General features: G+C 38.6%; 24 protein-coding genes. 7 read left to right on the forward strand and 17 right to left on the reverse strand.

All coding sequences use genetic code 11. The features are described 5' to 3' along the window. Positions 1-29: 29 nt before the first annotated feature. The 9 genes from pepN to DPX34_RS11120 all read right to left on the reverse strand — a co-directional run bounded on the left by pepN (position 30) and on the right by DPX34_RS11120 (position 11,544). Positions 30-2,645: an aminopeptidase N gene (gene pepN / locus DPX34_RS11080; RefSeq protein ID WP_111978499.1), complete on the reverse strand. Its 2,616-nt coding sequence runs from the start codon at positions 2,643-2,645 to the stop codon at positions 30-32. A gap of 53 nt (positions 2,646-2,698) precedes the next feature. Continuing rightward, entirely contained in the window at positions 2,699-4,144 is a 1,446-nt protein-coding gene (gene nhaC / locus DPX34_RS11085; RefSeq protein ID WP_111978500.1) for a Na+/H+ antiporter NhaC, read from the reverse strand. A 47-nt stretch (positions 4,145-4,191) separates the two neighbouring features. Further along, complete coding sequence (locus tag DPX34_RS11090; RefSeq protein WP_111978501.1) at positions 4,192-5,787, reverse strand: sodium-dependent transporter; 1,596 nt, start codon at positions 5,785-5,787, stop codon at positions 4,192-4,194. Positions 5,788-6,101: 314 nt separating this feature from the next. Continuing rightward, positions 6,102-8,126 (reverse strand): carboxy terminal-processing peptidase, encoded by a 2,025-nt coding sequence (prc, locus tag DPX34_RS11095; protein WP_111978502.1) that lies wholly within the window; start codon positions 8,124-8,126, stop codon positions 6,102-6,104. Positions 8,127-8,141: 15 nt separating this feature from the next. Further along, positions 8,142-8,891, reverse strand: a complete 750-nt coding sequence (gene proQ / locus DPX34_RS11100) for an RNA chaperone ProQ (protein WP_111978503.1) — start codon at positions 8,889-8,891, stop codon at positions 8,142-8,144. A gap of 20 nt (positions 8,892-8,911) precedes the next feature. Further along, complete coding sequence (locus tag DPX34_RS11105) at positions 8,912-9,181, reverse strand: hypothetical protein (RefSeq protein ID WP_111978504.1); 270 nt, start codon at positions 9,179-9,181, stop codon at positions 8,912-8,914. Between the two features lie 42 nt (positions 9,182-9,223). Further along, positions 9,224-9,646 (reverse strand): hypothetical protein, encoded by a 423-nt coding sequence (locus tag DPX34_RS11110; RefSeq protein ID WP_111978505.1) that lies wholly within the window; start codon positions 9,644-9,646, stop codon positions 9,224-9,226. Positions 9,647-9,745: 99 nt separating this feature from the next. Then, entirely contained in the window at positions 9,746-10,453 is a 708-nt protein-coding gene (hda, locus tag DPX34_RS11115) for a DnaA regulatory inactivator Hda (RefSeq protein ID WP_111978506.1), read from the reverse strand. Beyond that, positions 10,450-11,544, reverse strand: coding sequence for a DUF2066 domain-containing protein (locus DPX34_RS11120; protein WP_111978507.1), 1,095 nt, complete (start codon positions 11,542-11,544; stop codon positions 10,450-10,452). Before DPX34_RS11120 ends, hda begins: the two co-directional genes overlap by 4 nt. Positions 11,545-11,952: 408 nt before the next feature. On the opposite strand from DPX34_RS11120, the gene purM reads away from it, so the two are divergent. From purM to fadE, 4 genes are all read left to right on the forward strand, one after another. Further along, positions 11,953-12,993 carry a phosphoribosylformylglycinamidine cyclo-ligase gene (gene purM, locus DPX34_RS11125; protein ID WP_111978508.1) on the forward strand — a complete coding sequence of 347 codons (1,041 nt, stop codon included), beginning with the start codon at positions 11,953-11,955 and terminating at the stop codon, positions 12,991-12,993. A gap of 8 nt (positions 12,994-13,001) precedes the next feature. After that, complete coding sequence (purN, locus tag DPX34_RS11130) at positions 13,002-13,640, forward strand: phosphoribosylglycinamide formyltransferase (RefSeq protein ID WP_111978509.1); 639 nt, start codon at positions 13,002-13,004, stop codon at positions 13,638-13,640. Positions 13,641-13,684: 44 nt separating this feature from the next. Beyond that, positions 13,685-14,413: a DUF3108 domain-containing protein gene (locus DPX34_RS11135; protein WP_232824711.1), complete on the forward strand. Its 729-nt coding sequence runs from the start codon at positions 13,685-13,687 to the stop codon at positions 14,411-14,413. 359 nt (positions 14,414-14,772) lie between these two features. Then, a complete protein-coding gene (fadE, locus tag DPX34_RS11140) occupies positions 14,773-17,202 on the forward strand; it encodes an acyl-CoA dehydrogenase FadE (RefSeq protein WP_111978511.1) in 2,430 nt (809 codons plus the stop codon). 68 nt (positions 17,203-17,270) lie between these two features. Here the strand turns inward: fadE and DPX34_RS11145 are convergent, their stop codons facing one another. From DPX34_RS11145 to DPX34_RS11180, 8 genes are all read right to left on the reverse strand, one after another. After that, positions 17,271-18,857: an ABC-F family ATPase gene (locus DPX34_RS11145; protein ID WP_111978512.1), complete on the reverse strand. Its 1,587-nt coding sequence runs from the start codon at positions 18,855-18,857 to the stop codon at positions 17,271-17,273. 334 nt (positions 18,858-19,191) lie between these two features. Further along, complete coding sequence (locus DPX34_RS11150; protein WP_111978513.1) at positions 19,192-20,193, reverse strand: extracellular solute-binding protein; 1,002 nt, start codon at positions 20,191-20,193, stop codon at positions 19,192-19,194. A 67-nt stretch (positions 20,194-20,260) separates the two neighbouring features. Continuing rightward, positions 20,261-20,593, reverse strand: coding sequence for a hypothetical protein (locus DPX34_RS11155; RefSeq protein WP_111978514.1), 333 nt, complete (start codon positions 20,591-20,593; stop codon positions 20,261-20,263). Next, on the reverse strand, positions 20,586-21,116 hold the full coding sequence (locus DPX34_RS11160; RefSeq protein ID WP_111978515.1) for an ImmA/IrrE family metallo-endopeptidase: 531 nt from the start codon (positions 21,114-21,116) through the stop codon (positions 20,586-20,588). The genes DPX34_RS11155 and DPX34_RS11160 overlap by 8 nt, the downstream gene beginning before the upstream one ends. 6 nt (positions 21,117-21,122) lie before the next feature. After that, complete coding sequence (locus DPX34_RS11165) at positions 21,123-21,626, reverse strand: YcgN family cysteine cluster protein (RefSeq protein WP_111978516.1); 504 nt, start codon at positions 21,624-21,626, stop codon at positions 21,123-21,125. A 2-nt stretch (positions 21,627-21,628) separates the two neighbouring features. Continuing rightward, positions 21,629-22,294 (reverse strand): fumarylacetoacetate hydrolase family protein, encoded by a 666-nt coding sequence (locus DPX34_RS11170; RefSeq protein WP_111978517.1) that lies wholly within the window; start codon positions 22,292-22,294, stop codon positions 21,629-21,631. A 3-nt stretch (positions 22,295-22,297) separates the two neighbouring features. Then, the gene (locus DPX34_RS11175) at positions 22,298-23,332 is read right to left on the reverse strand and encodes a lytic murein transglycosylase (protein WP_111978518.1); all 1,035 of its coding nucleotides are present in this window, start codon (positions 23,330-23,332) and stop codon (positions 22,298-22,300) included. After that, positions 23,313-23,615, reverse strand: coding sequence for a YcgL domain-containing protein (locus DPX34_RS11180; protein WP_111978519.1), 303 nt, complete (start codon positions 23,613-23,615; stop codon positions 23,313-23,315). Before DPX34_RS11180 ends, DPX34_RS11175 begins: the two co-directional genes overlap by 20 nt. A 357-nt stretch (positions 23,616-23,972) precedes the next feature. Here DPX34_RS11180 and minC point away from each other — a divergent pair, with 357 nt between their 5' ends. From minC to minE, 3 genes are read left to right on the forward strand one after another with little or no spacing between them, the layout of a single operon-like run. Further along, positions 23,973-24,725: a septum site-determining protein MinC gene (gene minC / locus DPX34_RS11185; protein ID WP_111978520.1), complete on the forward strand. Its 753-nt coding sequence runs from the start codon at positions 23,973-23,975 to the stop codon at positions 24,723-24,725. Positions 24,726-24,748: 23 nt separating this feature from the next. Continuing rightward, positions 24,749-25,558 (forward strand): septum site-determining protein MinD, encoded by an 810-nt coding sequence (gene minD, locus DPX34_RS11190; protein WP_111978521.1) that lies wholly within the window; start codon positions 24,749-24,751, stop codon positions 25,556-25,558. Between the two features lies 1 nt (position 25,559). Further along, the gene (gene minE / locus DPX34_RS11195) at positions 25,560-25,823 is read left to right on the forward strand and encodes a cell division topological specificity factor MinE (protein WP_111978522.1); all 264 of its coding nucleotides are present in this window, start codon (positions 25,560-25,562) and stop codon (positions 25,821-25,823) included. The last annotated feature ends 23 nt before the right edge of the window (positions 25,824-25,846 follow it).

The following is a 25,846-nucleotide window of genomic DNA, read 5'->3' on the forward strand; positions in this document are numbered from 1 at the left end:
TATCACCTGAAGATACCGCTAATTAATGATTAAGCTAATGCCTTCGTTATTTTTTCGTATAAATCATTTGATAGATTGTCGGTTGCTGCAATACGCGTTAACTCGGCTTTAATCATATTTTGTCGTGCATGATCTAAACTACCAAATTGAATAAGCGGGGTAATTAATCGGGCTGCAATTTGTGGGTTAATGGCATTAAGCTCAATTAATTTGTCGGCTAAATATTGATAACCTAACCCATCTTTGGCGTGGAACGCTTTAGGGTTATTCATTGCAAAAGCCCCAATTAACGCCCGTACTCGATTCGGGTTATTAAGGGTAAAATCGTTATGTTGCTCTAAGGCTTTAATGTTAACAAGGGCTTGTGATGATTCATGTGTTGCTTGTAGATTTAACCATTTGTCCATCACTAAACTATCGCCTGTCCATTGACGTTCAAATTGAGACATCAATTTAGCAAACAACGTTTCATTAGCAACCGAAGCGGCCGCCAGTGCACCTAAGGTATCGGTCATGTTGTCCGCTTGCAAAAATTGCGCTTCAATCACCCCTGTTATATCCATTGTTGTTTGATGCGCTAATAAATTTAAGGCGGTATTGCGTAATGCGCGCTTGCCAATTTCATTAGCATCAAATGCGTAAGATCCCGCATGTAATTGTTGAACAACATCCGCTAACGGTTGGCTTAAACTATCGGCTAAAAAGGCAACAAACGCATCGCGTGCTGAGATAATAAGATCAATATCAATTTGCTCATATTCAGCTAATAACGTGGCTACACTAGGCACTTTTAATATTTCAGCAACTAATTCGTCATCACGGTTTTCATCCGCTAATAATGTCGCTATAACCGTATTAATAACCGAAGAGAATGGGTGTTCAGGGTTTGCGATACGCGCTTTAATATGTTGAATAAAGAGTGTTTGTGTTAACTCCCAACGAGAATAACCACTCGTTTCCGCTTTAATTAAAGTAGCTAATGCGTCATCACTATAAGTGTAATGCAGTTGTACCGGAGCCGAAAAATCACGTAAAAGTGAAACAAACGGTTGTTCTTGTATATCGTCAAGTACGAATGTTTGCTGTGTTTCAGTTAAATTAAGTACTTGTTCTGCACCGCCAGTGATAGAAAGCGGCTCGCCATTGCGATTGAAAAAAGCAACATTAACCGGTATGTGTAAATCTTGCTTTTCAGGTTGCACCGTGCTGGGTTTGGTTTCTTGCGCGAGGGTTAAAGTGTATTGCTTTGTGGTTTCATTATAATTTTCAGATACCGTGACTTGTGGGGTACCACTTTGGCTGTACCAGCGTTTAAATAACGTTAAATCAACTTGTTCGGTATTTGCATCTTGCATAGCCGCGACAAAGTCATCACAGGTAACCGCTTGACCATCGTGACGTTCAAAATACAATTTCATGCCTTTTTGAAAGCCAGCTTCGCCTAATATGCTGTGTAGCATACGGATCACTTCAGCGCCTTTATCGTAAACGGTAACCGTATAAAAATTACTTTGCTCAATAACCGAGTCTGGACGAATAGGATGCGCCATAGGCCCTGCGTCTTCAGCAAATTGATGACTACGCATGACTTTAACTTGCTGAATGCGATTAACACCGCGCGACCCCAGATCCATACTAAACTCTTGATCACGAAAAACAGTTAAACCTTCTTTTAATGATAATTGGAACCAATCGCGACAGGTCACCCGATTACCGGTCCAGTTATGAAAATATTCATGCCCGACAATCGATTCAATCATAAGATAATCAGCATCGGTAGCGCTCGTCGGGTCAGCTAATACACATTTAGAATTAAAAACATTTAACCCTTTATTTTCCATTGCGCCCATGTTGAAAAAATCAACCGCAACAATCATATAGATATCTAAGTCATATTCTAAACCGAAGCGCTCTTCATCCCATTGCATGGCTTTTTTTAATGATTCAATCGCAAACGGTGCGCGCCCTAAATTACCTTTATCAACATATAAGGCTAATTTAATTTCACGTCCGCTGCCTGTTGTGTAGGTGTCTTCAAGTACATCTAAATCACCGGCAACTAAAGCAAATAAATAAGCGGGTTTTGGAAAAGGGTCTTCCCACGTGACTTTAGTCAATTGTGGCGAGAGTGTTTGTTTAGCTATTTGATTACCATTAGATAATAAACACGGGTACTGAGCTTCATCTGCGATGATATGCGTTGTAAATTTAGCCAACACATCGGGACGATCAGGGTAATACGTGATCTTTCTAAAACCTTCGGCTTCACATTGTGTACAAAACACCCCGGCTGATTGATATAAACCTTCAAGCGACGTGTTGTTTGCAGGATCGACTTCATTTTCAATCGTTAACGTAAAACGGGTGAGTGCTGGGGTAAGCGTCAGTGATTGATCATCCAGTTCATATTGTGCGGGCGTTAATAATACATCATTTAATTTAACCGATAATAACGTTAAGTTTTTACCATCCAGTACGAGTTGTTTACTCGTCGCTTCGGGGTTTTCATAATACTCAACAACCGCTGTTACTTTGGTTTTATGATCATCTAATTGAAAGGTCAAATCTACACTTTCAACTAAAAATGAAGGCACCTTATAATCGGTTAAAAATTTAGCTTGCGGGGCTGTATTATCTGTTTTCATCACGAAATCCTTGTGCTTAAATTCATAATTTAAGCGAATGGGTAAAATTAAGGTTATTTATTATTTTTGAGAATTTTAAAATCCATATATCCGTAGATAATGGCGAGTAACGGGTTTATCAAGTTAAAAAAGCAATAGAGAGCATAATCAAATGGATTAACGAGTAAAACACTGTGCATATAAGCGCCACAAGTATTCCAAGGGATTAAAGGCGACGTTAACGTCCCCGCATCTTCAATCGTGCGAGACAAATTGAGATTATCCAATCCCTTTCTTTCGTATTCTTCTTTATACATACGCCCCGGCATGACAATGGAAATATATTGGTCAGCGGTAACCATATTTGTGCCTATGCAAGTAGCAACAGTGCTCGCGATAAGCCCACCTGATGTTTTGACTTTAGCGATGATGGCTTGAATGATTGCGGCTAAAAAACCTGCTTTTTCCATAACCGCACCAAATATCATGGCAGAGATAATTAACCATATCGTATTTAACATACTGCTCATCCCGCCTCCACTTAGCAAATCATCTAAATCGGGCAACCCCGTATCAATAACAACACCATCAAATAAGATAGCCCATAGTGATTGAAAAATAATTAGCGGATCTTCACTTTGTGCTAATTTGATTAAGGCCGCTGGCTGAAATAGAACCGCCCAAACCAACCCGATTAAGGCACCTAAAAAAATGGCGGGAAAAGCAGGCATTTTTTTATAAGCTAAAAATAACAAGATTATCAGCGGCAATAACATTAATAGGCTTATATCAAAATGATGTTTTAAACTATTTTTTAATTCAACAATTTTTGCCGGTTCGGCGCCACTTGTTGTAAAAATACCAATAAATATAAAAACAATTAGCGTGATAATAATACTCGGCAAGCTGGTTAAAGCCATATAACGGATATGAGAGAATAGATCAGTGCCTGTTACGGCTGGGGCTAAATTGGTGGTGTCAGAGAAAGGTGACATTTTGTCACCAAAATAAGCTCCCGATATAATGGCACCCGCCGTTATGGCTTCATTCATGCCAAGGCCCTGTGCAACCCCTATTAATGCTACGCCGATAGTCGCGGCAACAGTCCATGAACTGCCAATACTTAACGCCACCACGGCACAAATAAGGCACGTAGCCGCATAAAAATAATTACCACTCAGTAATGATAGCCCGTAATAAATTAAAGTCGGGACGGTACCTGATATGCTCCAAGTCCCGATTAAAGCACCAACGGCCAGTAAAATTAAAATAGCCCCCATGGATAAAGAAATGCCTTTTATCATAGAGGCTTCAATAATACGCCAAGATAGTCCTTGTTTAATTGCGATTAAGGCCGCCACAAAAGCACTGACAATAAGCGCTATTTGATTAGGGCCATAAGAAGAATTATCACTGAATAGGTAAACAGAGCTACTCAACAAAATAACGAGGGTAAATAACGGCACAAGCGCCGATATTAAACTGGGTAAGGTTTTATTAGACTCGTTGATTAGTGTCATAGTGAAAAGCTCAGTATCTCGAGCTTAACCATTTTGTAAGCTCAAGCTTAAAATTGAATGAGTTTAATCATCAGCATAGCCGCACTGATAGCAATAAAGGGCAATACAAACTGTACTAAAAACACCGATAAGCTCGTGCGGATCTGTTTGTGCATAAACGCCGTTCGTTGTATTAATTTTAAACCCACAACTGAAATTACCGCTATAAAGCAACAGTAAACAATAGCTGAAAGTTCAAAACTAGGCGCTTGAAATTTAACTACATTAACTAAATTTAAAAACACATAAATAATAGTATAAGGTGCAATATAACGTAAGATGAAATGCCACGCATTAAATAATCTGCCTTCCATTTGCAACACTTGTTGGCAAAGTCTTTTATTTAATCCCCAACTAACAAACAACGCAATTAACAAGCCGCCAATTGGAAGCATTACCTTTGACGTTAAATAATCAAAACTATCAAAGATTGACGTAGTGATAGGCTCAACACCCCAAATAAAATCAATTGTAAAGTGAGCCCAACTGCCGCTAACAAAACTATATATGGTTCCAACACCTAAGATCCACAAAACAACAGTTGAAATAATAGCCGCTTGCCACCGTTTTATTTCCGCTTTTTCGACTAGCCACGCAACTGAAGACTCAATCAATGCAATAGCGGATGTAAAGGCAGCAAAAACTAACATGATAAAAAACAAGGTGCCAAAAAAAGTACCAAGTGGCATTTGACCAAACGCAATAGGTAATGTTTTAAAAATAAGACCCGGTCCGGCGGCTGCTTCCATACTATTAGCAAATACAATCGGAAAAATAGCTAAACCTGCAACTAGCGCCACAATCGTATCGACAATTGAGATCCAGATAGAACTTTTCAGAATGGACGTATTTTTAGGTAAATAAGCACCATACATCATCATAACGCCCGACGCTAAACTCAACGTAAAAAAAGCATGGCCAAGTGCTTCTAATACACCACTTATTGTCAGTTTAGAAAAATCAGGTTGAAACATAAACTTAAAAGCGCTAATAAAATCACCATACACAGCAGCATAACCAGCGATAATAAGCAGCAATACACACATCGCTGGCATCGCATAAGAAACGGCTTTTTCTAACCCTTTTTGAATACCACGCGCAACCACAAATCCAGTCATGGCTAAAATAAGCCCCGACCACAACATCAACTCCATCGGGTTTGTGATAAATGTATTAAATATCTCACCGATTTGTGTTGGTGTTTTATCTACAAAATCTCCGCCGCCGGCTTTGAAAACGTAAGCAGAGGCCCAGCCTGCAATCACGGCATAAAACGACAGTATCGTAAAACCGGCGATAACACCTATCCACCCAGTGATCGCCCAGTATTTAGAGGCTTTGACTTGGTTAATTAACGTAAGAACGGAATTACTGGGGCTCTTTCGACCGGCTTTACCGATCATCACTTCAGCCATCATGACGGGAAGACCAATCAGTAAGATACACAGGAGGTAGACCAATACAAACGCACCGCCCCCGTTATCACCCATAATATAAGGAAACTTCCAAATATTACCCAAGCCAACCGCCGCGCCGGTTGCAGCAAGAATATAAGCTAAACGGTTAGACCAAAGTGAATTTGAGGTATTTTGTGAAACGTCCATAAGAAGCAATAACCTTTGTTTTTATTATTTTTACAGTAAGCTAATTAGACCCAAGCCGATTTTACCAAGGCATGATAAAACCAAAAAGCGAGCGAGTCTTTATTGACAACCCGCTTGAATTCAAGAGACGACAATAAATTCGTTCTGAATTGTGAAGTCACTTGGCTATATAAATACACTAAAAATTAAACGCCGTGAAGACAACATTAAACATTTTAAATGTTTGGTTTGGATTTGGGTTTTGGAAATTTATACGGATTGAACGAAAACACTTAGCCTGCCTCGAAAAGAGCAGGCTAAGTGAATTGGATATTTTATTTTTGAATTAGGTTTGCGTAGTCGTAAGTGATATTTGCCGTTTCATCTAATAGCGGATCAAGTTCACTTAATTCTTCCGGTAAATCATCAACTGTTTTAACCGCTTCTTTACCTAAACGTTTCAAACGTTCATTAGCGCGTTTTAATCTTTTTGCTTGGTTTTCATCACGACGCTTAACTTTTTCAGCTTCAACCAAGGTTTCAAATTTTCGGTCTTTGGTTTTATTATATTCAGCAATATCTTCGGCTAAATACGCAAACTCAGGATTCGTTTTAATACGGACTTGGTGATCAACATCTAACTTGGTGATCATTGGGGATAAGCTAGTGAAAGTATCATAGGTTGCAGGCTTAATTTTATCCCACGGTAACGCATTTTCAGCTTTAGCTTCGCCCCATTCTGCTGGGTCGATAGGTGATGGGAATGAAATGTCTGGCTGTACACCCTTGTGCTGAGTGCTACCGCCATTAATACGATAGAACTTAGCAAATGTGTATTGAATATGACCTAAAGGCTTATCAAATAAATCAAAGCGCTTGTTTAATGATTTATGTTGTTGAACCGTACCTTTACCAAAGCTATTTTCACCAATAATAATCGCTCGACCATAATCTTGCATAGCCGCGGCAAAAATTTCTGAAGCTGATGCGCTGTATCGGTCAATCAAGACAACTAAAGGGCCTGAATAATGTACGCTCTTATCTAAATCACGATGAATATCAATTCTGTCGGTCATGTTGCGAACTTGAACAACAGGGCCTGACTCAAAGAACAAACCACTTAGCATGATAGATTCAGGTAAAGACCCACCACCATTACCGCGTAAATCAACAATAACCGCTTCGACCTTCTCTTCTTTGAGTTTGTCTAATTCAGCTTTAACATCGTTTGTTAGATTATTATAAAAACTTGGAATTTCGATAACACCTAACTTACGATCTTTATTTTTACCTTCTGGCGCGTTATAAACTTTAGAAATCGCTTTACGGTCTTCTAGTTTTATCTTGTCACGGATAAGTCGCACTTCATTGAGTTGATTATCAGCTGAATCACCTTTTAGAATTTGTAAACTCACTTCAGTGCCCTTAGGCCCTTTAATCAGTTCAACTACATCATCTAAACGCCAACCAATAACATCAATAAACTCTTTGTCTTCTTGTGCAACACCCACGATTTTATCTTCAGGTTTAAGCTTTTCTGAGCGATCAGCGGGTCCACCCGGCACAAGTGAGCGAATAGTGGTAAAGTCATCTTCGATAGATAAAACCGCACCAATGCCTTCTAATGATAAATTCATCTCCATTTGAAAACGGTCTGCATTACGCGGAGACAAATAGCTAGTATGCGCTTCAATGCTGCGAGCAAAAGAGTTCATCACTAACTGGAATGCGTCTTCACTTTGACCTTGTGAAACACGTTTAATCGCAGCGTTGTAACGCTTACCTAACAGTTCTTGAATTTCAGGCCATTTTTTGCCCGTTAGTTTTAAGTTCAACGCATCATACTTAACCCGTTGACGCCAAAATTCGTTTAATTCGTTTAAATCTTTAGCCCAAAGCGCGTCTTCACGATCGTAATAATAAGCATCGCCAGCTTTGTTAAAGTCCATTTCTTTATCTAATAAGCTCAACGCATATTGATAACGTTCATAACGGCGTTGTTGGTTTAAAACAAATATATCAAACGCGAATTTGAGTTTGCCGCTGGCTAATCCATCATCGAATTGCTTTTGATGTACTTTTAAGTTGTCAACGTCACTTTGCAAAAAGAATTGCTTGTTAAAATCTAACTGGCGTAAATAACGATCAAAAACCTTTACCGAAAAGTCATCATCAGGGTTAATGCGTTTATAATGTGAGCGAGTGAAGTAATTATAAACACGCTTACTGGCCAATAAATGCTGACTTTCTTGGGTTAGTTTAGGTAAATCTTCTAACGCAATTTTCGCATCCAACGCCAAAACAGGCGTTGCTAATAAACCAACAAGTATACCGGTTAAGGCGCATTTCAATTTATACATTCAATCGCTACTCCATTACTTAACGATGTTAGATTTTTCAGTTTTAATCGTAAAACCAGTCGCAGTAACCACTACAACTTCATCGTTATTTATTTCTTTAACTGTAGCACCAATTGGTGCTCTGCCCATTGAGACAAACACATCTTTACCAACAAACAAACCGGTATCAACCGTATGTTGTTTTTTAACGTTAACTTCAACGTTTTTCGCTTTTGGCGCTCGTTTTGCCGCAGGCTTAGGTTTTCTGTCTTTGTTAGCTGCATTTTGCGGACGCTTATCACGCTTAGGCGCATTTTGCTTACGCTTTTCTGCTGCTTTTTTCTTGCTTTCAGTTAATGTCGTTTTAGCATGTTCAACATGTTCTGCTTCTATCGCTTCAACTTCATTACCTTGAATATCAACACGCATAGCGCCTTCTTTGATAGAATCAAGGTAACGCCAGCTTGACGTATATTTACGGAGTGCAGTCCGTAAAATAGTACGAGAAACTTTGCCTTCTTTATCTACTTCTTCAGCTAGATCTTTAAAAATACCAATTTTGATGGGTTTTGCATTACCTTTAACCGAAAAACAATTTGGAAATTGTTCAGCTAAATAAGCAATAACAGCATTAGTCTCTTTAATTTTTTCAACGGTTTCTTCTACGGTGGTTTCAGTCGTTTCAGCGACTTCATTAACATTTTCCGTGTTAACCACTTCTGCTTCAGCAACCGCTTCAGTAACGACCGTTTCTTCTACATTTTTTACTTGTTCATTTTCTTGCATAACTTCACCAATACTCTAATTTAAAGTTGATCTGCTAAAAACAAATCAACCCAATTAGATATTTCATCTTCATCTTCAAATTCGGTTAGGTACTCATTAGATGCTAATAATGCCACTGCATTATTTAACAATTCAATGAGCTTTTCGGGATCGACATCTTCGTCTGCATTACCATATATGATATGCAATACGTTATTCAGGTTATCAGCAGCTAATTCGGCATCTTCATGCCAATCGCTAAAATGATGGGGTTCAACTAAATAATCTTGAATGATAACAAATTCTTTCAAATCTTCTTACCTAGATATGAGTTTTTAAACATTCAATAAGCCTCATAGAAGTTCATCGAAGTATTTATTGCGTTTATTAAGCGGCCTATCAATATCAAGTACGCCAAATAAAGCTTTATCGTTCATGATGGGAAACACACTTTGTGAATTACTCGCAACGTTGCAAACTAAATAATTAGCCATATCGTGAACGTTGATTACTCTTAATATTTTCATTAGTTTTAATGATAAAGGCCAGGTTATAAACACAATCAGAGGTTGAGCTATCATTGAGTCATACTTTTTAATAGCTAAAGAAAAAGATTGTATAAAAGGTGCTAAATAGCCGGCAACAAAATTTAGATAAAAACAACCTAAAGAGCGCTGAACTAACACACGAGCTTTTATTTTATAACGACTTATTTTTCCTACAAACATGAAAATAATTGAATATTTAAAGTAAGCGCCTAAGTTAACCGTATTCAAAGAGAATTAAAACCTCTTTTTGAGGTTTTTAGCTTATTAAGGCTTAATTTGGGTTGGAATGTTAAGTTTAGATATCTCAAAAGTATATTTTTACTTTAATTACCAATTCATAACAGATTTAACAAAGGGAATAGTTAAACGTCGCTGCGCTTCTAAAGACAGCTTATCGAGCTTCTCTAGACATTGCATAATGATGTGTGGGTCACGACTTAACCTAACGTGTATAAAGTTAGCCACATCGTCAGCTAACACCATTCCTTTACAATTAGCTCTAAATTGCATGAGTTCTATTTGTTGCTCATCACTTAACATTTCTAAGCGCCATATTGCGCCCCACTCAAGACGAGAAACTAAATCAGCTAAATGAAATTGACAATCAGCGGGTTTACTTTTGGCACTAAAAATTATTTTTTTACCGTTTTCAACGACACGGTTAATCAAATCAAACATGGCCTGTTGCCAATCGTGGTTAATATTTAGTAGATCAATATCATCGACGCATAAAATATCAAATTGCTCCATTCCTAAAGTCGCATCGCAATCATATTGAACAAACGCTTTCATCGGAATGTACTGGCAAATAATATTTTGATCGGCAGTAAACTGGCTAATCGCTTGTAACAGGTGACTTTTTCCGGTGCCCCGTTGTCCATATATATAAAGAATAGAATCACTGGGTTTTAGACTTTTAGCTTGCACAAAATCGGCTAACGCGCTAATTAATACCTCGTTACCCTGAGTATAAAAATTTTCAAGCGAATCTTCACGATCTACAGCAAAGTCGATAGTTAACTGATTCTGAATCAAGGGCTAACATCCGTCCAAGTATAGTAATTCTCGACAGGTAAAATTTCGCCAAATTGCGGCTTAACCGCTTTAACCCGTTCATCAAGGTCCAGCACCGTTATAACGTCAATGGCTTCACCTAATAGCTCAACCTCAAACTGAACACCAAATTGATTCACTTGGTAGATACGTGCGTTCGCAATAGGTGAAAGCGAATTAAGGTAACGTTCCAAATTTAGAGCTTGCGTCATGTTATTGATATCAGCAAAGGTTAAATATACATTCGCCAAATCACTTTGGTAAGCTTGTGCTTTTATTGCGTAATGCTCACCAAGTTGATCGGCTATCCAGTCTAGGGCATCCAACGCAATTTGTGCTTTCGAATTTCCTGTCAACTCAACAGTTAATGGCTTATCTAATAAAAGCAATGAAACTTGCCCAAGCCAATTAGCCGATAAAAAACTATTTTGTGCGTTTTTTTCGTTACTGTCTTGCTGAAAGACTTTAATGCTGGCAATTACATCAGGTTGATAACGATGACTTGCTTCAATAATAGGCGCTTCAAAACGCCCCCAAATATCATTTGCTTGAATTTGCATCGCGTCATCAAAGTCCATAATAGGAAAAATAACCGGGATACCGCGCTCTTTTGCTCGCGGTTGATATTGCTCAATAACCGCGGCTGCATCTTCGGCAACGATAGACCGTTCAAATTGACCTTGTTGCTCAGCTAACCAAATGAGCGTTAAAGGTCGACGTGCTCCCCAAATGGCATATTCATTTTGCTTAAGTAAGTTATTAACCGCTTTTGGGTTAAAATCAATATCGAGAAACAAATCATCAATTACACGACGATAAGCGTATCGAGTCACATATTTGTTCGCCGTTCTGATCGCACTTTTTATTTCACTATTATTTTTTATATGCTTTTTACCCGCCACGCGGATCAATACATTTTCAAGCGCATCTCGATATGCCACTTTGCGCTGATTTTGACTTTGATCGGGCACCGATATACTCGCTTTGTATAAATCGGCAACTTCTACCGCTTGCACAGATAAAAAGAGTGCCGAACAAAAGCCAAAAACGATAAAAGCTGAAATTTTAATCATCTTGCTCAATTAATAGACTTCCCTATAGTGTCATTACCTAAAAGTGTACCATTACCACACATAAAAATATTGCAGATCTAGTTTAACAGGCATAAAAGTAGAATAAAGTAGTAGATAATGTACGAAAGCATTTTTATTACTTTTACAGCGTTGTTACAATAGGCGCAAGTGAGTTCATATTTTTCGAATAAGTATATTTTGTTTAACATGCACTAATTTAACAACCTATGCTTATAATTTAAGCTAGCGGTTAAATATTAGCGGTTTTTAAAATAACCCGCATTGCATGCTTGATTTAAACAATGCATCTTTTATAGCGATAGAATATGGATTGGTTTACGCATTGTAAACCGATACCGCAACCCTTATAAGTGTTAAGCTTTAATTTTATATTTTGAAGGAGCCACCGTGGCTGAACAGAAAACCTCTCTAAGTTACAAAGACGCTGGTGTTGATATTGATGCTGGTAACGCATTAGTCGACCGAATTAAAAACGTTACGAAATCAACTCGTCGCCCTGAAGTCATGGGTGGTTTAGGTGGCTTTGGTGCGTTATGTCGCCTTCCAACGAAATACAAAAAACCATTACTTGTTTCAGGTACAGATGGTGTTGGTACTAAATTGCGTTTAGCCATTGATCTTAAAAAGCACGATACTGTGGGTATCGACTTAGTTGCGATGTGTGTTAATGATTTAATTGTTCAAGGTGCTGAGCCATTATTCTTTTTAGATTATTACGCTACCGGAAAATTAGATGTCGACATCGCAGCATCGGTTGTAACGGGCATTGGAGAAGGTTGTAAATTATCTAACTGTGCCTTAATTGGTGGCGAAACCGCTGAAATGCCAGGTATGTACGAAGGTGACGATTACGATATCGCTGGCTTCTGCGTGGGTGTTGTTGAAGAAGAAAAAGTGATTGACGGCACAAAAGTAAAAGCCACTGATGCCATTATTGCTTTAGGTTCATCAGGCCCACATTCAAATGGTTATTCATTAATACGTAAAGTATTAGAAGTGAGTAATGCCGATTTAGATGCTGACTTAGAAGGTAAGCCGCTTAAAGATCATTTACTTGAACCCACCCGCATCTATGTTAAATCGGTTTTAAATTTACTTGAAACCATTGATGTTAATGCTATCTCGCACATAACAGGCGGTGGCTTTTGGGAAAATATTCCTCGCGTATTACCAAGCGATGCTAAAGCGATTATTAGTAAAGACAGTTGGGAATGGCCTGCTGTGTTTAATTGGTTACAAGAACAAGGCAATATCACGGATCATGAAATGTTACGCACATTTAACTGTGGTGTTGGTTTAGTTATTGTTGTTGATCAAGATAAAGCCGATCAAGCTATCGAAATCTTAAATCAAGCCGGTGAAAACGCTTGGTTAGTCGGTTCGATTGCAACGGCAGCCGAAGGCGAACAACAAGTCGAGATGGTGTAACCACGACTATGGCTTCACCTTCTATTGTTGTACTTATTTCAGGTGGCGGTACTAACTTACAAGCAATTATTGATGCTTGTAAGTTAGGTGACGTACAAGGTCAAATCACAGGCGTTATTTCGAACAAAGCAGATGCCTTTGGTTTGACTCGTGCACAAAATGCCAATATTCCCACCGCCACGCTAAATCATAAAGATTTCGATAGTCGAGAAAATTATGATCAAGCATTAATTAAAGTTATTGATCAATTTAAGCCAGATTTGGTTGTATTAGCGGGTTTTATGCGTATTTTAACCCCTAATTTTGTCCAGCATTATCAAAATAAAATGCTGAATATACACCCTTCTCTGCTACCAAAATATCAAGGCTTAAATACACATCAACGTGCAATTGACGCAAATGATAAAGAACATGGTGTTAGTGTTCATTTTGTTACTGAAGAACTGGACGGTGGACCCGTTGTATTGCAAGCCAAAGTCGATATATTGGCGCAAGATACAGCAGATTCTTTAGCACAAAAGGTTCACAAGCAAGAATACATCATATATCCTAAAGTTATAAACTGGTTCTGTCAGGGACGATTGACAATGGTTAACGGAATAGCGCAACTAGACAATCAACCTCTTTCTGAACAAGGTCACATTTAATGCTTAAGTTTCGGTATATTTCGTCATTTTTAGCATGTTGTTTAATGAGTCTCAGTATTAACTGCATTGCACAAGATAAAGATAAAAAGCCCACTATTATCAATTTGGATAATAGTGCGCCTACAGCACTCACTCCTTTTAATGCAAAATATGTTGTTACTCGCGGACGTTTAACATTAGGTAATATTAAACGCCAGTTAACTCAGCTAGATGATGAAAAATTTGTCTTTTCATATATGTCGGATCTGTCTTTTTTAATTTTATCAGACAGGCGTAAAGAATCAGCCGAGATATTAATCAAAGATAATAAAGTCCAACCTTTGCGTTATCTATTTAGACGAGAAGGCACAGGAACAGATACCGAAACGACCATTAAATTTGATCACGTTAATAACAAAGTCATTGATGTTGATTTATCACGTGAAATTGAGTGTTCAACTGATTTTCATTGGTTTGATCAAATAAGTTATCAATTGCAAATGAAGATTGATTTGAAGGTTGATCAAAAGCAATATGAATATTACTTAATTAACGACGACAAAAAAGAAAAAATTTATACCTTTAATATTATTGCGGAAGAAGAACTAACGGTTCCAGCGGGTACATTCAAAACCATCAAGTTAGAACGTGAACGTTCTAATAAAAAGCGGATCACGCATGTATGGATGGTGCCTGAGTTGGGCAACTTAATAGTGCGAATTCGTCAAGAAAAAGATGGCTCAGAACAAGCTGACGCGCAACTCGAAACGGTTACTTTCAACGCAATAAAATAAACCTATTTATCAAACTCATTAAACTTGAGTGCACAGCTCAAGTTTAATGTTTATCTCCACCCTCTATTTTTATCTTCCCCCCACTCTCCAGTATGAATAATATAGTCTTCTCGCTCAGGTTTTATGGTTCATTGTCAGCGCTTACTCGCCCCAATCACATAGTAGAGCATATGCTCATGGGGTCTCGAAACTTGACGGCTTCCCCTAAAACCCGATCGCTTTGACTATAGTTTAAGACAAGTCAGGCGAAAAATAGAGTCGACGCTATAATTAACGTAAGTTTTCAATAAATTAACTTGAACATCCGATTAATTTGACATAAATTAACTGGTAAGACCACTTAAAGGTAACTTAATTATATGTTGTATATTGCTTGGCTAGTCTGTTTGGTATGTCTATTTTCATTAATGGCTTATCGTCGCGCTTCACTCACCAGTTTTACAATTGTTAGCATCGCTTGGTTAGCCATAGGCTCACTCGGTAGTATTGTTGGGCAAATCACTTGGTTTATATTTCTACTGTTAGCCGTTCCTATTAATGTACGCTCAATACGCCAGCACTTAATCAGCCAGCCCGCTTTAAGAATGTTTCGAAAAGTGATGCCTGAAATGTCTAAAACTGAAAAAGAAGCGATTGCAGCAGGTACGACATGGTGGGAAGCTGATTTATTTAGAGGTGAACCGGATTGGCATAAACTGCATAACATTCCGCAACCACGCTTAACCGTAGAAGAGCAAACTTTTATTGAAGGCCCTGTTGAAACCGTTTGCGCGATGGTATCAGACTGGGATACCACACATAAATATACAGACTTAGCACCGGAAGTATGGCAATACTTAAAAGATAATCAATTTTTCGCATTAATTATTGAAAAAGAATACGGTGGTTTAGAATTCTCAGCTTATGCACAAAGTCGAATATTACAAAAATTAATGGGGACCTCTACCGTTTTAGCATCAACCGTAGGTGTGCCTAATTCACTCGGTCCTGGCGAATTATTACAGCAATACGGAACCGACAAGCAAAAACAATATTATTTACCACGTTTAGCTTCGGGGCTTGAGATCCCTTGTTTTGCATTAACCAGCCCAGAAGCCGGTTCAGATGCTGGCGCGATCCCGGATACGGGTATCGTGTGTAAAAAAATGATTGAAGGAGAAGAAATACTCGGCTTAAATTTAACCTTCAATAAACGCTATATAACACTTGCGCCTGTTGCGACCGTGATCGGTTTAGCGTTTAAAATGCATGATCCTGATCATTTAATTGGTGATACTGAAGATATTGGCATAACCTGCGCATTGATCCCACGAGACACCGCAGGCTTAGATATTGGTCGCCGTCACTTTCCACTGAATGTTCCTTTCCAGAATGGGCCAATCAGAGGCGAAAATATTTTTGTTCCGATAGATACGATCATTGGTGGGGTTGCGATGGCAGGACAAGGCTGGCGCATGCTAGTTGAGTGTTTATCGGTTGGCCGAGCAATCACCCTGCCCTCAAATTCTACAGGCGGCTCAAAGGCATTAGCGTTAGCGACTGGCGCTTATGCTCGTATAAGACGTCAATTTAAATTACCGATCGGTAAAATGGAAGGAGTTGAAGAGGCGTTAGCCGTGATTGGCGGTAATGCCTATTTAATGGATGCCACCGTTAACTTGTCGACAACAAGCATCGACTTAGGCGAAAAACCTTCGGTAATTTCAGCCATAGCCAAATATCATTTAACCGAACGAATGCGTGATGTTGTTAATGCATCAATGGATATTCATGGGGGTAAAGGGATCATGCTCGGGCCTAATAATTATTTAGGCCGTGGCTATCAAGGCGCGCCAGTCGCTATTACGGTTGAAGGCGCAAATATCCTCACTCGAAATATGATCATTTACGGTCAAGGCGCAATCAGATGCCACCCCTATGTGCTAGCCGAAATGGAAGCGCTCTCGATTAAAGATGATATAGACGCGATCAATGCATTTGATGCAGCGATATGTGGTCATATTGGGTTTACTATTAGTAATAAAGTCAGAAGTTTTTGGTTAAGTTTAACCAATGCGCGTTTCACTTCGGCGCCTTATCCAGATCAAACTCGATATTATTACCAACAACTTAGTCGATTTAGCGCTATTTTAGCCTTTATGTCTGATATGGCAATGGTAACGTTAGGGGGCTCGTTAAAACGGCATGAACGTATTTCAGCGCGTTTGGGCGATTTACTCAGCTATTTATACTTGGCCTCTGCTAGCTTAAAACGTTTTCATGACGAAGGTCGGCAAGTCAATGATTTCCCGCTACTTGCTTGGGCTGTAGAAGATTGTTTATATAAATCTGAGATTGCATTAAATGATTTACTTGATAACTTTCCGGTTAAGTGGGTCGGCAGAACATTAAAAATGACATTAATGCCTTGGGGGATAACCAACAAAAAGCCAAGTGATTTAACCGAACATGAAATTGCGACTATATTACAAACGCCTTCAGAGACTCGAAGTCGAATAGGCTCTGGCCAATACATAACGCCAGACGACAATAATTTACTTGGAAAACTCGAATTAGGTCTCAGCCTAATTATTAAAGCCGAACCCATACACGATAAAATATGCAAAGCGTTTAATCAAAAACTCGGCTTTACCCGCTTAAACAAACTTGCAGACACCGCATTTGAACAAGGGGTTATAACAGAACAAGAAGTACAAATTTTACGACAAGCAGAACAAGCAAGATTAGATGCAATAAATGTAGATGATTTTGATCACGATGAATTAGCCCATTTATCAGCCAACCGCTAAAGTCGAACTTATTCTTAACTCACTTGGGGCAATACCCAAGTGAGTTAAGTTGTTTATAAAACGGAAAATTAAATACCTTGGCTAGTTAAATACTCTTCGTATGAACCGTGGAAATCAACAATACCCGTAGGTGTTAATTCAATGATCCGCGTTGCTAATGAAGAAACAAATTCACGGTCATGACTAACAAACACTAACGTGCCTTCATAATTCTCTAACGCTAAATTTAATGATTCGATCGATTCCATATCAAGGTGATTAGTCGGTTCGTCCATTAATAAAATATTAGGACGTTGTAGCATTAACTTACCAAACAACATACGACCTTGTTCACCACCTGACAATACCTTAACGGTTTTATCTATATCTCGTTGCGAGAATAATAAGCGGCCTAACGTGCCTCGTAATGCTTGTTCATCATCACCTTCTTGACGCCACTGTGCAACCCAATCTAATAATGGTAGATCTTCTTCAAATTCATGCGCATGATCTTGTGCATAATAACCAATCGTTGAATTTTCAGACCATTTGATAGTACCTGATGTTGCTTGCTCATCACCTACTAAACATTTCAAAAGCGTCGTTTTGCCAATACCATTAGGACCAATGATCGCAACACGCTCTCCAACTTCAATCTTTAAATCAAAATTAGAGAATAATTCTTCGTCAAAAGACTTTGCTAATTGCTCAACTTCCAACGCCTGTCTAAATAATTTTTTGGTTTGTTCAAAACGAATATAAGGGTTTTGCCGACTCGAAGGCTTAACTTCTTCAATTTGAATTTTATCTATTTGCTTAGCACGTGATGTGGCCTGTTTAGATTTAGATGCATTTGCAGAAAAACGGCTCACAAACGATTTTAACTCCGCTATTTGTGCTTTTTTCTTGGCATTGTCAGAGACTAAACGTTCGCGTGCCTGTGTTGCCGCTGTCATGTACTCATCATAATTGCCAGGGAATAAACAAACTGAACCATAATCCAAATCAGCCATGTGTGTACACACACTGTTTAAGAAGTGTCTATCGTGCGAAATAATGATCATGGTGCAATTACGCGCATTTAGTACATCTTCTAACCAACGGATCGTATTAATGTCCAAGTTATTCGTTGGCTCATCTAATAATAAAATATCAGGATCAGAGAACAATGCTTGTGCTAATAAAACGCGTAATTTAAAACCGGGCGCGATTTCACTCATCGGGCCAAAATGTTGTTCAACCGGAATACCAACCCCAATCAACAATTCACCCGCTCGTGATTCAGCGGTATAACCATCCATTTCTGCAAATTCATCTTCTAATTCACCGGCGCGAATACCATCTTCTTCTGTCATATTTGGGTTTGCATAAATTGCATCACGCTCTTCTTTTACTTTCCAAAGTTCGTCATGCCCCATAATAACCGTATCAACAACACTAAAGGTTTCGTAAGCAAATTGATCTTGGCGTAGTTTACCAATTCTTTCATTTGGATCTTTCGATACATTGCCGGCAGATGGTTCTAAATCACCACCCAGAATTTTCATGAATGTTGATTTACCGCACCCATTAGCACCAATTAAACCATAACGATTTCCGTCTCCGAATTTAACTGAAACGTTTTCAAATAATGGCTTTGCGCCAAATTGCATTGTGATATTCGCAGTAGTAAGCAAAATGAATTCCCAGTTGATATTAAGCGGTTCTAAAACAGGTTAGTTTAAAGCCGTGTATTTATAGCTTAACCCCGTATTTAGGATTATAAAGCCCGTAAAAATTGGCGCGATTTTAACACAGAATATAAACGATTTGGATGAAAAATTGATCTAAGAAAGGGGTAGAGAATAATAGTAGATATCAATAAGTCATCATGTACAGACCGGCTTGGCGTCAGGTAATTTTAACAGGCGTTAACATTAAGAGATAATGAAAATGAAACATAACAAGGCGCGTTATGTTTCATTTATACTTATATACAGATCACGAGGGATAAAGATGGATACCAAAAATTTATAGATCGAACTTAACTTGATCCATTAATTTTAACGCTTGGCTTCTATAACGACTTATTTTATCAATGGCGATGTCATCTTCTTTAAACGTACCCCAAGATGCAACCAACGCTGATAATTTAACATTCAGCTTAACTGGGTATTCCATATTGACTGATGCATAAATATTTTGCGCTTTTTCACTGGTTAAAAATTCAATTAACTGTAATGCTTCAGCTTTGTTTTTTGTGTGTTTAGTTAATACGACACCACTCACGTTAACATGTGTGCCTCTATTTTTTTGATTTGGAAAGTTAATATTAACGGCATCAGCCCATGGCTTTTGTGCCTCATCCATCAACATTTTTCCATAGTAATAACTATTACCAAAAGAAACATCACATAAACCTTCCATTATGGCTTTAACCTGAGCGCGGTCATTACCTTGAGGTTTACGTGCTAAATTATTTTTAACACCTTCTAACCATTTTTGTGTTTGAGCTTCACCGTGGTGAGCAATCATCGAGGCAACTAAACCTAGGTTATACGGATGTTTACCACTGCGAGTACAAATTTTACCTTTGTATTTCGCATCGACTAAATCTTCATAATTAATAGCAGATAAATCGCCTAAACGTTTAGCACTGTATATATTACGCGTGCGTTTAGTTAGCGCAATCCAATGACCTTTTTCATCACGATATTGAGCAGGGATATTATTCGCAACCACTTTGCTATTGATGGGTTGGGTTAAATCATTATTTTGTAGCTGCAACAATGCATCTAAGTTAGACGTTAATACAATATCTGCAGGACTAAACTTACCTTCACGCTTTAAGCGTTCAATCAAGCCTTTTTTAGCAAAAACAACTTGTGTTTTAATACCCGTTTCTTCGGTGAATGCCGTGAGAATGGGTTCAATTAAGAAAGCTTGACGATAAGAATATATTTTTACTTCTTCAGCTTGGCTAAAAAAGCTAGCGCTAAATGATAATGCTAATAAGGCTATAATTTTTTTCATTGTATCACTTATAGTTTAATGAGAATCGTTCTCATTATAATATCAGTGAAATAATCTTACACAAGTATTAATTGCGCTTAATTTTATGTGAGCCTCGGGTGGGAAATAAATTATGCACAATGATATAAATGACACCAAAAACTTCGATTACCGTACTCGCGGTATAGATGCGCAAAGTCACTTCATCAAATGTTAACCAACCAGCCCCTTGTGAAACAAAAACAATATTCATAATAACCAGCTGGCTAATTAAAATGGCGATAAACCAGACGGCATAACGTTGTTTTAATAAACGGTTAGATTGCTGATCTAAATCGTCTTGGCTCATTTTAGGTGTATTTTTAATCGGCCCCGACTTGGCGATGTCATCCCATAATTGGCTTGCGGTTTGTTCAGTCATTGTTCAGCAACCCGAGTGAATCTAAACGATAACGCATGGCACTAACCGACACCTTAAAAAAATTAGCGAGCGCATAAATATCATCTGAATCTTTTAATAAAGCGTGAATTTTTTCAACCGGCATGAGTAAAGCCGCTGCAAAACGACTTGCACTGATCTCTTCTGGGCATTTACCGGTTGAAGAAAGCTCACTGCGTTTATCAACATGATCAATTTCTTGTTCATCAAAGTGACCACGCTCGAGTCGATAAACATAGTGACCTAACTCATGTGCGCAAGTAAACCGTTTGCGGTTAAGTGGGTCAAACTCATGCAACATAATGATGGGATCACCTCCCACTTTTTTTAAAAATGCGCCCGCAACATCCTCTGGTAAATCAGCATCAATAATTCGAATTCCCAGCTCTGTCCCTATTGTTACCGGGTCAACCGGAAAACGGTCTCGATGCCAATAATTGAGCCTAATTTGGTTAGCAAGCGTTTCAGCTTGTGCTAACGATAATGCTTTTTCTGCTGTTGTCATTGGTAATTAATCACTGTCTCGTAAAGGCCAAGTCACAATCCGATCTTCAAACTCTTCAAGATCATATTGGTTATCTTTTATCACTTTGCCACGAACGGATATACCAGCTTGGTGCATTTTATGTTTTTTACCTTTATTTAATAAAGGATGCCAACTTGCCAAGCCTCTACCCTCTTCAAGTCGCCTATAACTGCAACTTGTTGGCATAAAAAAAACATCTTTTAAATTAGATTGGGTTAGCTTCACGCAAGATGGCACTAATTTTTGACGTTTCTCGTATTGGGTGCAAGCGCATGTTTTATCATTTAAATACTGACAGACGATATCGGTATACACCATGGTTTCATCTGATGATATTTGTTCAGTTGATAACATATCATCATCTTCAACAGACTCATCATTAATAAAAGTATGTAAACAGCACTTTCCGCAACCATCGCAGATTGATTCCCATTCGGCTTCTGTCATTTGGGCTAGTGACTTGTCTTGCCAAAAAGCAATATTACTCATAATTAAACGACTTCAGTTTCAAATTGATAGGTTGATGCTAAATTAACGGTTAATTTATCACCTTTAATCAAAGGCCCGACCCCTGCGGGTGTGCCCGTTAATACAATATCGCCAAGCAGTAACGTAAAACAATGTGATATTTCAACCAATAAATTGTTGATACTGCGTAACATTTGACCTGTATTGCCCTTCTGGCGAACCTTTTCATTAACGATCAGGCTTATTTGACAAGCCTGCGGATCAACAAACTGTGCTTTTTCGATAAATGGAGAAGTAGGACAAGAGCCATCAAACGATTTAGCACGCTCCCACGGTCGACCCATTTTTTTTGCTCTTGCTTGAACCTCACGTAAGGTTAAATCTAGCGCAATACCATAACCCCATATAGCCGCATCAATTTCATCAATACAGGCTTTGGTTAAGGGCTGCTTAATTAACACCGCTAATTCGGTTTCGTTATGACACGGCCCCAGTTTTTGTTCTGGTACTGCGAACTTCGGCATTAAGGGGGTTAAAGCCGTGCTGGGTTTCATAAACAATAAAGCGTCATCAACATCAGGTGTGCTATTCATCTCCAGAATATGATCGGCATAATTTTGCCCAACACAAACAACCTTACCAACGGGTAAATTAATTGGCAGCAATGTTATATCAAGATGCTTATACATGGATTATTCCACCGGTGGGTAAGCGATTCGATCAGATAAATAACCAACCGTAGTGACAAAATAATATGAACGGTTCCAATGCATTAACGATTTATAGTTATCGTAAGCAAGGTAGATGCGTCCATTTTCGCCATCGGGGATCATCATCGCCGCTTTTAAATCAACTTTAGGTAAATCTGAACCATCCGCACGGCGCACACCCAAAGCTTGCCATTCGCTTAACGTTTTTTCGGTGCGCTCCCATTCTTCTAACCAATGGGCTCGACCTCGTGTTTTCTGCGGTACGGCATGATTAAAATCAAAATTGTCTGGCAATTTTACTTGGCGACCCCACGTTAAATCTTTATTCCATTTTTCATGTGCAAGATAATTGGCCGCACTGGCGAATACATCGCCCATATTTTGCCAAATATCTTTAACGCCATCGCCATCAAAATCGACTGCGTAAGCTTTAAATGAACTAGGCATAAATTGAACTTGCCCCATCGCCCCCGCCCATGAGCCTTTTAATTTTTCGTAAGGCACCTTTTCAAATTGCAAAATATCTAATGCATCCCATAGCTGAGCTTTAAAAAAAGTTTCGCGTCGTCCATCAAAACACAACGTCACTAAAGACGAAATCAGTGGGTATTTACCCTGAATTTTACCAAAGTTAGTCTCTAACCCCCATAAGGCAACAATAAAACGAGGTTGAACGCCATAAGCTTTACCTATTTTATCGAGTAACACTTTGTGCTCTTTATAAAGCACGCGTGCTTTATCTACTTTCCATTGTGGTACCCGTTTAGGCAAGTAGGTTTCAAGTGTTTCAACAAATTCAGGTTGATTACGGTCGGCTTTTACTATTTTCTTTTTAAAAACCACATGACTAAATGCTTGCTCAACAATTGCCGAGTCGTAGCCTTTGCTCAGTGCTTCACTTCTTAAAGCACTGACATACTCTTCAAATTCAGCTTCGGTTTGCGCATATACCGTTGGTGTGGCAGCAGCTGCAACCAGTATGATCGCATTAAACCATTTATTTATTATATTTTTCACTTAACTTTCCTTGCTCTTTTAACTTGGCTAAATGTTCTTTTAATAGGTTTTCAGGTGGCGGCGGAATTTGCAAATAAAACCCCTTTTCAGCGAGCTCAGCTCTTACTTTGTTAATATCAGCGATCCCGAGTCGATCCTTAGTTGATAAGTTTAAAACGGTTACCAACTCAGCAGTACCAAACATAGCTAATAAGGGTTCTGGTACCTTAGAAAAATCATCTCTTTGCTCTATAAATAAATAGGTATCAATTTTTTTTAAACTTTTATATACCGCAGAAAGCACTTAATTAAACCTCTAGTCATATAGAAATACTTACTTTCATAAGCCTGAAATAAGTATCTTTGATTTGAAATATTATTGTTTACTCTTAAATCATTTTGCTCAAACACAAAACTAAAGTAAGACGTATTACAACGTCAATAAGTAAACAACGTTAATACATTATTCTTAATACATTACCAATTATGTATTTGCACGCGTAAACACTTGCGATAATCTGAAGTAGACTATACCATTGCTCCCTGTATATTAAGAGTTTAAAACGTATTTTTAGTAATAATATCGACTGTTTATTTTACTAAATCATCATTTAAATGCATTGCAGACTAATTTCAATCAAATCAGGCAACTATACTTCACATGTCTCAAACTGGAATAGAGCTAAAAGGAAGTGGTTTTACACTTTCTGTATTACATATCTCAACAACTGATATTTCTGTGGTGCGTGAAGCATTAGCTAACAAAATAGCTCAAGCACCTAAATTTTTCGAAATGGCACCGATCGTTGCCAATGTGGAATCTTTAAAGGGTGATGAAGTAGATTTTCATACACTTAAAAATGCACTGCAATCGCTCAATTTAGTGCCAGTTGGTGTATCGGGTGCAACAGACGAACAAAAACTCCAAGCTAAAGCAGCAGGGTTAGCTGTTATGGTGGCGCCTAAAACGAACAGTACTGAAAACCAACCACAGCCTACAACCGTCATTGAACGTGTTGAAGTTCCTGTTATTGAGCGTGTAAAAGTAGAAGTGCCTGTTGAAGTTAAAGTACCTGAATACATACCCGCTATGCAGTTAAAACAAAATGTTAGATCGGGTCAGCAAGTTTATGCTAAAGATACTGACTTGGTCATTATTGGCTCTGTAGGTAATGGCGGTGAAGTAATAGCAGATGGTAGCATTCATATATATGGCGCCCTACGTGGTAGAGCAATTGCGGGGGCTCAAGGTGATAGCCAAGCTAAAATTTATTGCTACAACCTACAAGCTGAATTAGTCAGCATCAATGGTACTTATTGGACCAGCGAACAATTACAAAAACATGGCTGGCAACAAGCTGGCTGCATAGAATTAGATGGCGAACAGCTATCAGTAAAAGCGCTAACAGAATAATAGATTAGGATTGAGGTAAAACAATGGCACGTATAATTGTTGTGACATCGGGTAAAGGTGGTGTGGGTAAAACGACATCAAGTGCCGCAATCGGCACAGGACTTGCCTTACAAGGAAATAAAACCGTTATCGTCGATTTCGATATTGGTTTACGTAACTTAGATTTAATTATGGGTGTTGAACGCCGTGTAGTTTACGATTTTGTCAATGTAATTAATGGCGAAGCCAATTTAAACCAAGCTTTAATAAAAGATAAAAGAGTTGAAGGTTTATTTATATTACCCGCTTCGCAGACACGTGATAAAGACGCATTAACACGCGAAGGTGTGGAAAAAATTCTCGATGAGCTTAGTCAAGAGTTTGATTATATAATTTGTGACTCGCCGGCAGGAATTGAGCAAGGTGCGCTCATGGCTTTATACTTTGCAGATGAAGCGATTGTCGTGACAAATCCTGAAGTTTCATCAGTACGCGATTCTGATCGTATATTGGGTATTTTGGCCTCAAAATCACGTAGAGCTGAACAAGGCTTAGAGCCCGTAAAAGAAAACCTTTTATTAACACGTTATTGTCCTGAGCGCGTTGAACGCGGTGATATGCTCAGCGTAGAAGACGTAAAAGATATTCTCGCCATTCCTCTTTTAGGGGTTATACCAGAATCTCAAGCGGTATTAAAAGCGTCAAACTTAGGTGAGCCTGTCGTACTAGACCAAGAGAGTGATGCTGGGCAAGCTTATCTAGATGCCATTTTTAGGCTACAAGGCCAATCAGTCGACTTCCGCTTTCTAAATACTGAAAAGAAAGGCATCTTTAAACGTATATTTGGAGGATAGCATGAGTTTACTTAATTATTTTCGCCAAGAAAAAAAACCAGCAGCCTCTGTGGCAAAAGAAAGGTTGCAAATTATTGTTGCGCACGAGCGCAGCCGTTTTCGTAGTACTGGGCCTGACTACTTACCCGACCTAGAGCGAGATATTTTAGCCGTGATCCGTAAATATGTTGAAATAGACAGTGATGCGGTCACCGTTCAGCTTGATCAAAAAGCAGACGATCTTTCGGTGCTTGAGCTAAATGTAACACTGCCCGACGAAAAATAAATGCCTTAGGGTTGTTAAAAGAT

This window comes from Algibacillus agarilyticus (assembly GCF_003286125.1).
GTDB classification, from domain to species: Bacteria; Pseudomonadota; Gammaproteobacteria; order Enterobacterales; family Alteromonadaceae; genus Algibacillus; species Algibacillus agarilyticus.

Bases quoted from the DNA above. Each gene is read 5' to 3' on its own strand.
- DPX34_RS11120 (WP_111978507.1), bottom strand. From the start codon at position 11,544: ATGATTAAAATTTCAGCTTTTATCGTTTTTGGCTTTTGTTCGGCACTC.
- DPX34_RS11150 (WP_111978513.1), bottom strand. From the start codon at position 20,193: ATGAAAAAAATTATAGCCTTATTAGCATTATCATTTAGCGCTAGCTTT.
- minD (WP_111978521.1), top strand. From the start codon at position 24,749: ATGGCACGTATAATTGTTGTGACATCGGGTAAAGGTGGTGTGGGTAAA.
- DPX34_RS11165 (WP_111978516.1), bottom strand. From the start codon at position 21,626: ATGAGTAATATTGCTTTTTGGCAAGACAAGTCACTAGCCCAAATGACA.
- nhaC (WP_111978500.1), bottom strand. From the start codon at position 4,144: ATGACACTAATCAACGAGTCTAATAAAACCTTACCCAGTTTAATATCG.
- minE (WP_111978522.1), top strand. From the start codon at position 25,560: ATGAGTTTACTTAATTATTTTCGCCAAGAAAAAAAACCAGCAGCCTCT.
- DPX34_RS11135 (WP_232824711.1), top strand. From the start codon at position 13,685: ATGAGTCTCAGTATTAACTGCATTGCACAAGATAAAGATAAAAAGCCC.
- minC (WP_111978520.1), top strand. From the start codon at position 23,973: ATGTCTCAAACTGGAATAGAGCTAAAAGGAAGTGGTTTTACACTTTCT.
- DPX34_RS11160 (WP_111978515.1), bottom strand. From the start codon at position 21,116: ATGACAACAGCAGAAAAAGCATTATCGTTAGCACAAGCTGAAACGCTT.
- proQ (WP_111978503.1), bottom strand. From the start codon at position 8,891: ATGCAAGAAAATGAACAAGTAAAAAATGTAGAAGAAACGGTCGTTACT.
- fadE (WP_111978511.1), top strand. From the start codon at position 14,773: ATGTTGTATATTGCTTGGCTAGTCTGTTTGGTATGTCTATTTTCATTA.
- DPX34_RS11155 (WP_111978514.1), bottom strand. From the start codon at position 20,593: ATGACTGAACAAACCGCAAGCCAATTATGGGATGACATCGCCAAGTCG.
- pepN (WP_111978499.1), bottom strand. From the start codon at position 2,645: ATGAAAACAGATAATACAGCCCCGCAAGCTAAATTTTTAACCGATTAT.
- purN (WP_111978509.1), top strand. From the start codon at position 13,002: ATGGCTTCACCTTCTATTGTTGTACTTATTTCAGGTGGCGGTACTAAC.
- DPX34_RS11090 (WP_111978501.1), bottom strand. From the start codon at position 5,787: ATGGACGTTTCACAAAATACCTCAAATTCACTTTGGTCTAACCGTTTA.
- DPX34_RS11170 (WP_111978517.1), bottom strand. From the start codon at position 22,294: ATGTATAAGCATCTTGATATAACATTGCTGCCAATTAATTTACCCGTT.
- prc (WP_111978502.1), bottom strand. From the start codon at position 8,126: ATGTATAAATTGAAATGCGCCTTAACCGGTATACTTGTTGGTTTATTA.